This window comes from Anabaena sp. CCY 9402-a (genome assembly GCF_963920945.1).
Lineage (GTDB): Bacteria > Cyanobacteriota > Cyanobacteriia > Cyanobacteriales > Nostocaceae > Trichormus > Trichormus minutissimus.
Genome location: NZ_CAWUDL010000117.1, coordinates 1 through 11,623 on the forward strand (window position 1 = coordinate 1; position 11,623 = coordinate 11,623).

Annotated in this window: 12 protein-coding genes and 2 pseudogenes; 2 read left to right on the forward strand and 12 right to left on the reverse strand. The window is 40.0% G+C overall.

Annotation, left to right across the window (positions count from 1 at the left end):
* Positions 1–55: 55 nt before the first annotated feature.
* The 5 genes and pseudogenes from ACM0OR_RS26390 to ACM0OR_RS26410 form a co-directional block, all read right to left on the reverse strand.
* A pseudogene (locus ACM0OR_RS26390) lies at positions 56–682 on the reverse strand (phytoene desaturase family protein); the annotation flags it as partial.
* 520 nt (positions 683–1,202) lie between these two features.
* Positions 1,203–2,171: an SDR family oxidoreductase gene (locus ACM0OR_RS26395; RefSeq protein ID WP_414579396.1), complete on the reverse strand. Its 969-nt coding sequence runs from the start codon at positions 2,169–2,171 to the stop codon at positions 1,203–1,205.
* A gap of 239 nt (positions 2,172–2,410) precedes the next feature.
* Positions 2,411–3,106 (reverse strand): rhomboid family intramembrane serine protease, encoded by a 696-nt coding sequence (locus ACM0OR_RS26400; protein WP_414579397.1) that lies wholly within the window; start codon positions 3,104–3,106, stop codon positions 2,411–2,413.
* A gap of 35 nt (positions 3,107–3,141) precedes the next feature.
* Positions 3,142–3,807, reverse strand: a complete 666-nt coding sequence (locus tag ACM0OR_RS26405) for a hypothetical protein (protein ID WP_414579398.1) — start codon at positions 3,805–3,807, stop codon at positions 3,142–3,144.
* Positions 3,808–4,063: 256 nt separating this feature from the next.
* On the reverse strand, positions 4,064–5,341 hold the full coding sequence (locus ACM0OR_RS26410) for a sensor histidine kinase (protein WP_414579399.1): 1,278 nt from the start codon (positions 5,339–5,341) through the stop codon (positions 4,064–4,066).
* 173 nt (positions 5,342–5,514) lie between these two features.
* On the opposite strand from ACM0OR_RS26410, the gene ACM0OR_RS26415 reads away from it, so the two are divergent.
* A complete protein-coding gene (locus tag ACM0OR_RS26415; RefSeq protein ID WP_414579400.1) occupies positions 5,515–6,153 on the forward strand; it encodes a hypothetical protein in 639 nt (212 codons plus the stop codon).
* A 76-nt stretch (positions 6,154–6,229) separates the two neighbouring features.
* Here the strand turns inward: ACM0OR_RS26415 and ACM0OR_RS26420 are convergent, their stop codons facing one another.
* Positions 6,230–6,907 carry a response regulator transcription factor gene (locus tag ACM0OR_RS26420; protein ID WP_414579401.1) on the reverse strand — a complete coding sequence of 226 codons (678 nt, stop codon included), beginning with the start codon at positions 6,905–6,907 and terminating at the stop codon, positions 6,230–6,232.
* 293 nt (positions 6,908–7,200) lie between these two features.
* Here ACM0OR_RS26420 and ACM0OR_RS26425 point away from each other — a divergent pair, with 293 nt between their 5' ends.
* Positions 7,201–7,392 carry a hypothetical protein gene (locus ACM0OR_RS26425; RefSeq protein WP_414579402.1) on the forward strand — a complete coding sequence of 64 codons (192 nt, stop codon included), beginning with the start codon at positions 7,201–7,203 and terminating at the stop codon, positions 7,390–7,392.
* On the opposite strand, the gene ACM0OR_RS26430 is transcribed toward ACM0OR_RS26425, so the two are convergent.
* The 6 genes and pseudogenes from ACM0OR_RS26430 to ACM0OR_RS26455 all read right to left on the reverse strand — a co-directional run.
* Complete coding sequence (locus tag ACM0OR_RS26430) at positions 7,389–7,961, reverse strand: RidA family protein (RefSeq protein WP_414579403.1); 573 nt, start codon at positions 7,959–7,961, stop codon at positions 7,389–7,391. The genes ACM0OR_RS26425 and ACM0OR_RS26430 overlap by 4 nt on opposite strands.
* A 275-nt stretch (positions 7,962–8,236) precedes the next feature.
* Positions 8,237–9,046, reverse strand: a complete 810-nt coding sequence (locus tag ACM0OR_RS26435; protein WP_414579404.1) for a glucose 1-dehydrogenase — start codon at positions 9,044–9,046, stop codon at positions 8,237–8,239.
* 117 nt (positions 9,047–9,163) lie between these two features.
* Complete coding sequence (locus ACM0OR_RS26440) at positions 9,164–9,739, reverse strand: fasciclin domain-containing protein (protein WP_414579405.1); 576 nt, start codon at positions 9,737–9,739, stop codon at positions 9,164–9,166.
* A 181-nt stretch (positions 9,740–9,920) separates the two neighbouring features.
* Positions 9,921–10,424 carry an ISL3 family transposase gene (locus ACM0OR_RS26445; protein WP_414579406.1) on the reverse strand — a complete coding sequence of 168 codons (504 nt, stop codon included), beginning with the start codon at positions 10,422–10,424 and terminating at the stop codon, positions 9,921–9,923.
* Positions 10,424–10,864 (reverse strand): ISL3 family transposase, encoded by a 441-nt coding sequence (locus ACM0OR_RS26450; RefSeq protein ID WP_414579407.1) that lies wholly within the window; start codon positions 10,862–10,864, stop codon positions 10,424–10,426. Before ACM0OR_RS26450 ends, ACM0OR_RS26445 begins: the two co-directional genes overlap by 1 nt.
* Before the next feature lie 115 nt (positions 10,865–10,979).
* Positions 10,980–11,303: pseudogene (locus ACM0OR_RS26455) on the reverse strand (hypothetical protein); the annotation flags it as partial.
* Between the last annotated feature and the right edge of the window lie 320 nt (positions 11,304–11,623).

Sequence of the window (11,623 nt, forward strand, 5' to 3'; positions counted from 1 at the left end):
TTACTCAATTGGTATTTCTGTTGTTAATTTAACATATCTAGTCTGGGAGAGCCATAAATAAAATTACCCAGGCATAAAAAGAAAGTTGATCAGGAGGTAGCAAAAAGTCCGGCCATTGCAATGCTAAAAGTGTTTGTGCTTCTTGAGGTAATTTGAATTTATTGAAAACATCCTGAAGTGTACTATTCAAATACATTATGGTAGATGATACTTCCGATAGATGTTTGAATAATTCACTAGGAATTATTGGTGGAGATAATATCTTTAATCCCTGACTAATCTTGTTAACTTCGAGGATAAATTTACGAATCTGCGGGGAATTTTGGGGAAAAAGATGAGATAGCCGCCTGATTAATTCCTGGGATTCTGAGGGAATATTCAGTGAGTAACCAGGCATTCTCATGTGATCAAAACCATCAGGCTCATATCGCTCGAATGTTACTTGTTTCTCTATTTCTAATTTCTTGAGAACTCGATTTACAGTCTGTCCTTCACCGCAGTCCCAAACGTAATGCAGTTGAGCATTAAATTTGTATTTTTTTGCCATTGTAAACGTATGACCAAAACCTCCTGGATGCTCATGGGCTTCTAATATCTGCACTTTTTTACCAGATTTTGCCATCAAAGATCCAAAAACCAGTGCTGACAACCCACTACCTACAATCAGGTAATTTGTTTTCATCGTTTCTGCAATTAATCAGTATGTAAGTTAAATGTGCATTAGCTTAATATGGTTTTCATTAATCCTGAGAAGGATTTCATTCAGGACTAAAGTCCTTACTACGAACTTGCTTGTTAAAATCGAATGGTTCAGATAAGCTTTGGAGAATAAGTTTGAGTGGCACTTCTACCAAATCTGGGCGATGATTTGATTCAGAACCTAGTACCTCGATCGCTTTCGCTTAGGACTTACGCACAATTTACGGAATAACGTTCGCGTAGCGTGCGCGTAGCGCATACCACAGAGACGCAGAGAACACAGAGAAATAAGGGTTTGAGAGACTTTTTGCGTAAGTCCTGTCTCTAAAAGATAGGCAAAAAGTAGCACTTGCAGTTATTCTGTTGTTGGCGTTGCATAACAGTGGGATGAATTGAGGTAAGCAGGGTAGGTAGAGGGAGCAATTTGATCAAGTTATTACCATCCCTCGATTCAGCAACGCCGATTTATGAAACAGTCCACTACAACTACTCCTCACTTGGTCTTAAGAAATTGGTAAGCCAATTTTTTGGGCTGCGTCCTTTGCCATATCCCAGATATGTTGATTAGTCATGCCATCTTGAACTAACCAATTACCACTGATGCCTGTATAGTCTTCCATCGCCTCGAATACGTTGCCATGGGTCTGGGGGGCTGGTTTGTAATCTTGAAAGTGGTCTTTATCTACTTGCGTTGCCATCATGCGCTCAAAGACATCGGGGGCTAAGGTTTTCTGTAAAAGTGCTAAGTAGACGGCTTGACCAACGACGATTTCTCTTTGTGGTCTTTCGACTAATCCGGCGATCGCTTCAGCAACTTCTCTGGCAGAATATACAGGTGTCATGGCTTTGGTTTGGCGACCTGTGTAATTAGCTGCGTGTTGGAATATGGGTGTATCAATAGAACCAGGTAATACGGTGCAGACATGAATATCTGGTGCATGATCTAGATACAATTCCATCCGTAGGGAATCGGAGAGTCCGCGAATTGCATACTTGCTGATGGTGTAGGGTATTGTGTATGGTTGACCAGTTACGCCGACAACTGAAGAAACATTAATCAAGTTACCGTTACCTTGTTCTCTAAAGTAGGGTAGGGCAGCACGCGCACCGTGAATGTAACCAAATAAATTAGTCTCAATTACTCGCCGAAAGGCTTCCATCGGTGCATTTTCAAACCGCGCAAATAAACTGACGGCGGCATTATTCACCCACACATCCAACCGCCCAAAGGATTCAATGGCGCGGCGTGCTAGTGCTTGCACATCTGATTCAAATGTAACATCTGTTCGCACTGCCACAGCTCTTGCACCTAGCTGTTCGCACTCTTGAGCAACTTCCCGTAAAGCACCTTCACGCCTTGCAGCTAAGAGTAATGTTGCCCGTTGTTTAGCGAACTCCAACGCTGTAGCCCGTCCGATGCCGCTTGATGCACCTGTAATGACAATGACTGAACTGTGTATAGGTCGTGGCATATTCTTTTCTCCTTCAGCAAATTTTCACTCTATTTGATGATTGCTATTTTTTAAGCTGGATTTTTCACCTAGGTTGCTATTATTTCTATTTTCCGAATAGTAAGTTTTAATTTTTAATTATTTATCTCTTTTTTATTACTGTCTTTAGATAGAAGTTCATTAAATATTTGTGATTGAGGCTAAGATACAAATTCTCATCAGTAAATACTAGGCCATAACAATATTTTGATTTAAATTTTCTAGCGACGCTTAAACAAGCCAAATAGAGGAGCAAGAATTACCCCAAAGACAAAGCCTCCTGCGTGCGCCCAATAAGCGATTCCCCCACCTTCCATGCCAATATTAGAGCGAGCCTGTAAACTGGCGATACTATAAAAAGCTTGTTGGATAAACCAAAACCCCAAAAAGAAAAAGGCGGGAATTCTGATAGTAGTCCAGATAAATCCCAAGGGAATTAAAGTCAGAACTTGCGCTCTTGGGAAACGAAGAATATATGCACCTAAAACTCCAGCTATAGCACCACTAGCACCCAAAGAAGGAATCGTCGAATTTTGTGAAAAAAACCATTGAGATAATGCTGCTAAAACCCCACAGGTTAGATAAAAAATTAAATATTTTACATGACCTAAGCGGTCTTCAATATTGTTACCGAAAACCCACAGAAACAGCATATTTCCTGCTAGGTGTAAAAAACCACCATGCAAGAATTGAGATGTGATCAAGGTCATCCATTCTGGTATTGCCTGAGTCTCCAAGTTACTAGGACAAGCATTTGAAAGTTGGCATGGTACTAGTGCAGCCGTGTAAAAAAACCTTTGTAATTGTTGCGGTGTCAGGTTTAGTTGATAAAGGAAAACCAGAATATTTGTGATAATTAACCCGTAGGTAACATACGGGTTAATTGTTGTCGGGTTGTTATCTCGGAGAGGAACCACAGTAGTTGTTTCTGATAATTGTGACTTGAAAATACTTAGAAATTGTAGCCAACACCTAATAAAATTCCGACATCAGTTCGATCAATAAAACTCACATTCACCCCACCTGTTGCTGTTATTTGTGGAGTTACAGGTACATCTACACCACCAGAAATTAATGCCCCTAAAGTGCTATCTCTACCTGTAGAAACTGCAATGCCACCGCCAATATAAGGTGCTACATTCAGTTGAGTAAATTCCAAATTTTCTGTGGGAAAATCTACAGTAATTGGCACAAGAACAACTGTGTTATCCCCAACTAAAGCCGCAGGACGTGCAGATAAATTTCGTGTCAGTCCGATTTTACTAATTACAGCAAATGAACTTTCGCCTACCCGTGTATCGCCACTCAAGCCAATATTACCAGCCACACCAATATAGCTAGAACCCGAACGTGTGGCTCTACCAGGCTCAAAAGTTTGTGCTACCTTCTCAGGCTCAGATTGACTGATTGAGGAAGGTTGTGTTGAATCTATCATCAAGTCAGATGCAGAAGTGTGAGCATTCGCAGGTGTTTCATTTACTGATGCTGGCTGATTTGTCAGAGTATTAGCAGAAGTGGAGTTTGTATTTTCAGCACTAGCTGGCAAGATATTACCAATAATAGTCACAGTAGCCAGAGTTAGCAGAGTAAAATTACCCTGGAAAAAAGTTGTATTCATAAATATTCCTTCCTTTTTATCCTGTTATTTTTAATTTTTGACAACAAATGTGATTAGAAAGTGACAAATATTCAATGTCCGCTATTATTTTTTCTAAAAAACATATTTAAAACTTATAAATTTGAACTTGAAAATTAGTCTATTTCTCTACATTGTGAATGTGTCATTCTTTGGGTATAAAATATTTAATAATTAACTTCAAACTTTTGATAGTTGATAATTTTAGATTTGTTCACCTGTCACCTATCACCTTTGACTACTTAAGGGGTAAAAAAATCTGAAAAGTAGACCCCTGATCAACTACACTTTTGACACTAATATGACCAGTATGTGCAGAAACAATTTGTTGAACAATAGATAACCCTAAACCATATCCACCGGTTTTACGCGTGCGCTTTTTATCCACCCGATAAAACCGCTCGAAGATATGCGGCAAATCAGCTTTGGGGATACCAATACCATCGTCCATGACTTCAATCACAGCCCAATATGACTGGATAAAAAGCCGCAAGTGAACATGACCACCAGCAGGAGTGTATTTGCAGGCATTATCGAGCAAATTCACTACTGCTTGACGCAGCAAGTCAGCATCACCCAGTACAGTCACACTGGTAGTTGGTAAAGTGTAAGTTAGATTGAGATGTTGTGCAGCCTCTTGTGTTGCATATTCATCTGCTATCTGTAGAAGCTCAGTCTTTAAGTCAACGTCTTGTAAATATTCAGGAGATAATTGACCAGCATGACGCGCCAGAAATAGCAGATTGTTCACCAGATTATTCATTGACTTGGTGACATCAACAATCTTCCCGAATATCTGACGTTGCGCCTCAATATTGTTAGATTTAGACAATAAGCCATATTGAGCATTGCTCGTAATTGCCGAAAGAGGCGATCGCAATTCATGGGAAGCATCAGAGGTGAAACGTTGTAGCTGGTCATAACTGTCTCGAATTGGCCGCATTGCTAGACCTCCCAAACACCACCCAGCTAAACCGATTACCCCTAAAGTTGCTGGTACTATCAACAGCAAAACCAGCCGTAACTGAGCCAGGTCATCTTGCGTTGGTGCTAGCGGCGTTGCCACTTGGAGATAACCGATGAACAAACTATCCTGGTATACGGGAAGCGTTAATTGACGAAGCCAAATCACAGGGAGTATTTCTTTTGACGAGTAAAACCTAGTCTTGAGAGTCTTAAATCCTGGCGTTGCTGTAACCTGTGGCTCTGGAATAGTACCGAAAAATTGCACTAGTTGTCCTCTAGTATCATACCAACGGGCATATACGAGTTCAGTACCCAATGGTGGTACTTTATTTCCTAAAAGCGGCACGTTTTCTAGGTCGAGCTGTTGATTACCCAGATCGTACTTCACGTTTACCGCCATAACCCTGGATTTTTTGTAAAGTAAGCGATCGAGATTCTCTAGATTGTTTAATACCGTTTGGTAGTAAAGTAACCCTGAAAAAACTACCAGAATACTACCCATCGTTAGGGTAAACCACAAGGCTAGATTGCTACGACTACGGTAAAACATGAGACTAGTAACGCTACATGAAAGTCAATCAATTTTGGATTTTGCGGAAAGTTCTGTAGGCGGGTTTCCCACCGTAGGAAACTTTTCAAGACGGATTTGCAATTTTGGATTGACCCCGACTACAAGGGTGCGGGGCTTGGGGATTTTAGATTGACCATTTTGTGCGGTATTAGTTGTCTAATAAAAATCAAAGCGGATTAATATATATGTTTTTGCCTTACTTGTTAGAAAAATTACATTCTTTAAAGATTGAATATTTGCTACCTCTACCACTGATTCTAATAGCTTTTGGACTTGGTGGTGAATCATTAACAAACATACTATTAAGTCGTTCTTACCATACACTAGATAAGCTCCAAGCTGATACACAAACATTAAGAATACGACTAGCAGCTAATGTGTTACTAACCGAAATTAAAATTGAAAAAGAGCAGAGTTTCACCGAATTTAAATTTATGGTAGCAAACTCTGTACTTAAAAAATTAACATTCAAGATTCCAGTCACAGAATTAAGTAAAGTAAAAGCTATGATTGCTGAAGAGTTAGGACTGTCTGGAGAAATAGCCAGTCTGCAACCTAATACACAAATGCAACTTCGTTCTACTTTTCAAGTGCTAGGAATTTTGGCTGAAATTGAAAAAGAACGGGGCCTTACAAAAGTTGAGGTTAATATTACTAACTCTATACTGAAAAAGTTAGAATTTGAATTTCCAGTTACAGAATTAAGCAATGTAAAAGCTATGATAGTTCAAGAACTGGGGCTTTCTCGTGAAAATGTCAGGATATTAGTCAGCTATCGGGTAAAAAATTAGCCCAATATAAGCCCATTATAATTAATTACGAATTGCGTAAAGCCTGCGGCATAGCTGGGCGGAGCATTGTGACGAATTAATTCTCTGGTGTTTTGAGACTGTAACCCATACCATAGATTGTTTTAATCCAATCAGCCGCACCAACTAACTGCAAGCGATGACGTAACTTGCGTACTAGTACAGTTAATGCGTTACTTTCTGGCTCTGAACCCCATTGCCACAAACCTTCTTCAATCTGTTCACGGGTTAATATTTGATTACGGTGACGTATTAAGTATTCTAGCAATTGAGCTTCGCGCGGTGATAATTCCACACTTTTCTGATTGCGTTCAACAGTCAAGTAATTTAGGTGCAGTTGTAAATCTGCAACACTAAGAATATCTCCTACCCAGTGGGGAGAACGCCTCCCTAAGGCGCGTACCCGCGCCAAGAGTTCCACTAAATCAGCCGGTTTGACAATATAATCATCTGCTCCCGCATCTAAGGCTGTAACTTTGTCTGGCGTGGTATCCTTGGCTGTGAGCATCAGCACAGGTGTAGTTTTGCCTAGAAGTCGATACTGATAACAAAGACTTAACCCGCTAATTGTGGGCAACATCCAGTCCAAAATCAACAAATCGTACTCTTTTTTCGACAATAGCCACTGTGCAGTTTCTCCATCTTCAACTCCATCTACAATGTATCCAGCTTCCGACAGTACACCCTGCAATGGTTCTAATTGTTCTGAGTCGTCTTCTACCAGTAAGATTCGCATACAAATTTTTGCCAATCAACGTCAATAAAATTACTAGCCTCATTACTTATGGTATGAAAACTTAACCTATTTCCTCTCTTCCATCAGTAATATTCTCATGCAGATGGTGGATGATCTAGGTTTTTCCGTCTGTTTTAGCTAAAGATAAGGAAAAGTGCTGAGTTAAATAGGACTTACGCACAAATTACGGAATAACGTTCGCGTAGCGCATACCACAGAGACGCAGAGAACACGGAGAAATAAGGGTTTGAGAGAGTTTTTGCGTAAGTCCTGTTAAAAATGCTGTTAGCAGAGTGGCGCGTCAGCCCGTGCTTTATACTTTACTCAGCACGCTGCTCAACGCCCCGCTACCGCTAACACAACCGGCTAAACGCCGCGCTACCGCTAACAGCACCCAATACGGTTCGGATAAGATAATTTGCCAAAATAATAATGCCTGTAGAGACGTTGCAGTGCAAAATCTCTACCGACTCACACAGGTTTAATAAGGAATAAGTCTTCCATTACCTTGTTCTGGAATCACAGCATAAGCATCAATCTCAAACAACATACCGTCAAGTGCAAGCCTAGGTACGGGAATAAGAGTGTTTGCTGGTGGATTATTACCCCACAAATTCCCAATTTCACGTCCTAACGGGATCAATTTATCTTGAGTGTGATCTACTATGAGAACAGTAGTTTTTAGGACATCATTTGGTCTTGCACCAACGGATGCTAAGGCGAAGCGAAGGTTCTCAAAAGCCTTAACTAACTGCTCTTCAAAGTCATTAGACACAAGATTTCCTTGCAAATCCGAACCAAATTGACCAGAAATATAGACGGTTCTCGTCTTGGGTGGCGTAATAGCTACATGACTATAGCCATTTTGGGGGGCATTATATAATGTTGGTGGGTTAACTAATTGCACATCTTTTTTATCTTTAGCAAGCACTTCCTTTTGTGTTCCTATCACAAAAGTCGTACCTAACCCGCTACCCCCAAGCAACAAAAGTGCATTTCGGCGCGATATTTTTGTTACTAATGAATTTACAGCACTGGTAATACGTTGAGTCATTCAACATCCTTAAATATGAGTTGTATCTTTTTGCTCATACTTGGTTCTATTATGTATCTATTTGGGGTAAAAAAGCACTACTTAATAGACTAATTCTAGTATGATTACGCAAAACTATCGATTCAAAATACTAAATTAACAATTCAAAAATTACATGATGAAATTGTGTAAATTTCCCAGAATGACGTAGGCACAATTCATGTAGCCGTAGGGGATTGTGCCTACTAAGGATTTCGGGCAACGCATAATTAAATTCGGTCGATGTTTAATACGTCTCAAGCTGACCAAACTTCTCGGAAGTCTGCGTACAGTGTCAATCCACCATCAATACATAATGTTTGTCCAGTAATGTATGCGGCTTCATCAGAAGCTAAAAAAGCTACGGCTGCGGCCATTTCTTGTGAAGTTCCCGCCCGACCCATTGGGATGTGACTTTCTACAACAGCTTTCTTTTCTGGGTCGTTAACCCAATCTTCATTTATGGGAGTGATGGTTGCGCCTGGTGCGATCGCATTTACTCGAATACCTCGGTTTGCATACTCCAACGCCAGAGTTTTGGTCATGTTTTCCATCCCGCCTTTGCTAATGGAGTAGCTGACATACATCGGGCGGGGAATAATTTCGTGAACGCTGGAAATATTAATGATGTTTCCCGGCAGATTTCGGGAGAGGAAGTGTTTGATTGTTTCACGGGTGCATAGGTAAGCACCCCGTAAATTGACCGCTATTACCCGATCAAAGTCTGCGGTCTTGACTTCGTGGGATGGACATTCAGTCTGGATTCCGGCATTGTTGACTAGAATATCAAGACTGCCCAACTTATCAACCACAGTATTAACCATTTCCACGATGTCTGATTCTTCAGAGACATCACCCTGTATCAGTACAGACTTAACACCACAATTTTCGACATCTCCACAGGCTTTTTGCATTGCCATTTCTTCAGTATTTTCCGCATCTTCGGGACTTTTGCGGTAATTAATGGCAATATTACAGCCTTCTTGAGCAAGACGAATGGCGATCGCTTGTCCGATACCCGAACTTGCACCTGTAATCAAAGCATTTTTACCTTTTAATCCTTTCATCGTATTTCCCTGTATTTGTCAGTTTTCTCTTAAACATCTCCAGAAATGAAATATGCGTTATCCAAAAAATGTAGAGACGTAGCATTGCTACGTCTCTACATTTTTTATCAGAGATGTCTATTGAGTCATTGGCGGTAGAAGCACTTGGTCAATTATATGGATGACACCATTGCTAGCTTTAATATCAGGCTGTGTGACACGAGCATCATTCACTCTTACTTGGTCTTGATCGACTTGAATATTTAGTGGGTTATTAGCAAGGCTTTTCACCTCTTGTGACCGAAGTTGATTAGCAGTAAGATTGCCTGGAACAACGTGATAAGTTAAAACCTGTGTGAGAAGTTCACGGTTTTCTGGTTTTAATAGTCGCGCTCTTGTCTCCTCTGGAACTGCGGCAAAGGCCTGGTCTGAAGGTGCAAATAAGGTGTAAGGGCCAGCATCATCTAATTTATCTCTTAAATTTGCTTGATCAATCAGACTGGACAGTGTTTTCAATGAAGGATTAGCTTTGACAACATCTGGAATGTTTTCATTCACAGTTGCGCCAGGGGTTACAGGCTCAGGCGTGACATCAGCAACAGGCGGTGCAGTAGCAATAGGAGTAGGTGGTACTTGAGCAGTATCGTTGGGCGTACAAGCGGCAAAAACTGGCAGTAACAGAATACTTGCGGCAAAGTTCGCAAACTTTTTCATACTTGCAGCACAAGTTTTAGTCTTGATATGCTTCACCATGATTCTTTAGAGAGCCAACTGTTTGTTTAATTGCCCTTTTATGTTGGGCAGGAAATGTGAATAGAATGTGACGGTCACTTTGCGACAATTAAAAATCAAAAATCAAAAATAATTTTGGCTCTCCCAGACTAGATATGTTAAATTAACAACAGAAATACCAATTGAGTAAAATCCTTCTTCTAAAATTATTAAAGTTAGTTAAGCCATAAGCCCTTCTTTTAACGAGCTTAATTTTCTGATTAATCCCCTCAACAATACCTTGAGTAGTTCGGTGATCAAAATAAGCGAGAATTTCATCTATCCATCTACTAATGGTTCGACAACTGTTTGGGAAAAATTTATAAGCAGTTTGAGTCCATTCCAGAAATTTATATAAGGCTTCATCACTGGTTATGTGACTTTCAAATATATCTCTAATTGCTTCTTTATTTCGATACATTTCTCCTAATTCTGGAGCGAGTTTTTGCAGTGAATTTATCTTGGCTTTTTCCTCATCATTGAGGCTTTCTTTTTTCTTTAATAAAGGGTATTTACTGTGAGTTAACCCTGCTAATTTCTCCTCTCTCTCTTGCCGATTTTTAATTTTGACTGCTGCCCGTTTTTCCTGCTTTCTTCTTTCATCTAACTCCTGATTTATTTGTTTCATTACATGGAATCTATCGGCGTTCGCAGTCGCCTGCGGAGGGAAACCCTCCCGCAGCGCTGACTCACTACTTGAGCATTTGGCAGCATTTCTTGGATTAAACTTTTATAGGGTATCCATAAGTCTATACTGACTTCTTCTATTTGATTTAATACCTCTGAACCCAGGCTTGATAAGTATTCTGCTATGACGGCTTTATTTCTTTTCTCCAACAACGTTATTGGTTTTCTTGTTTCTAAATCTACTAATACAGCCGCATAGTTTTTTCCTCCTTTTAGCTGGGTTATTTCATCTATACCTAACTTTTTTAGCTGAAGAGGGTTTTCTTTGAGTAAATCAGCTTCTTGTTCTTTTAATAAGGTTTCTACCTCCGATGCTGTCATTCTATTTCTGATGGCTGCACTCTCTACATTCGTTTCTAATACTTCCTTAATTACTTTCACCGCTAGTCTTTTTGTATAGGTTCTTCTAGTTTTTATAAAGGAGAGTGACTCACTGAAGACTTTCCGACATCTTGTGCATCTCAATTGCCGACGATTTACCTTTAACAATAATAGCTACACCTGTAACGGCATGATATTTAAGCTGACGTATACCCTCCAAGAATTCAACACTGCCAAAAGCTGTATCCGCTAAAATAATTGTCTGGAAATGTTGAGTTAAAGATAGAGGTAAACGTTTGACTAGGGATAGCCCCAACTGCGCTGGGGAAGGCGTTCCCTTACCTCGCCAAACACGAAAGTTCCAGGGAATACGCCATTTTCCTATGACCAAATAAACCTCCAAAAATAACGCCAACATAGTCTCTAGGTTATCTTTTTGGTACTGCGTCGGCATCAATTCCTTTAGGCTGTAAACTAATTCTTGGGCGTGGGCAAGCATTTTTCTTGCTTTAATTTCGATATTTCACGCCTTTTCTCTCATGTTTTGAGACTCAGATGCAATCATCTCTATGATCTGAGGTCAAAAAGTCTCTGCATTCTATTATCTATCCCCCTCTGTATTAATTACAGTATTTAAGTTGGATTTAGAACTTGAATTTACTGACTTGGTTGTATTTACCTGTTGTTATAATTTGGCACTAGTTTGTTTGATCTGTACGGGTAAATACTGTTGGTGCAAGATGTGAGCGACCAACGGGCGCGATTAAGTAATTAAACAAAATTAATTACACAAATGATTATACAATTGAATACAAGATA

Excerpts from the sequence above, each read along its gene's own strand:
- ACM0OR_RS26395 (WP_414579396.1), bottom strand. The coding sequence starts at position 2,171 with ATGCCACGACCTATACACAGTTCAGTCATTGTCATTACAGGTGCATCA.
- ACM0OR_RS26405 (WP_414579398.1), bottom strand. The coding sequence starts at position 3,807 with ATGAATACAACTTTTTTCCAGGGTAATTTTACTCTGCTAACTCTGGCT.
- ACM0OR_RS26410 (WP_414579399.1), bottom strand. The coding sequence starts at position 5,341 with ATGTTTTACCGTAGTCGTAGCAATCTAGCCTTGTGGTTTACCCTAACG.
- ACM0OR_RS26420 (WP_414579401.1), bottom strand. The coding sequence starts at position 6,907 with ATGCGAATCTTACTGGTAGAAGACGACTCAGAACAATTAGAACCATTG.
- ACM0OR_RS26430 (WP_414579403.1), bottom strand. The coding sequence starts at position 7,961 with ATGACTCAACGTATTACCAGTGCTGTAAATTCATTAGTAACAAAAATA.
- ACM0OR_RS26435 (WP_414579404.1), bottom strand. The coding sequence starts at position 9,046 with ATGAAAGGATTAAAAGGTAAAAATGCTTTGATTACAGGTGCAAGTTCG.
- ACM0OR_RS26440 (WP_414579405.1), bottom strand. The coding sequence starts at position 9,739 with ATGAAAAAGTTTGCGAACTTTGCCGCAAGTATTCTGTTACTGCCAGTT.
- ACM0OR_RS26445 (WP_414579406.1), bottom strand. The coding sequence starts at position 10,424 with ATGAAACAAATAAATCAGGAGTTAGATGAAAGAAGAAAGCAGGAAAAA.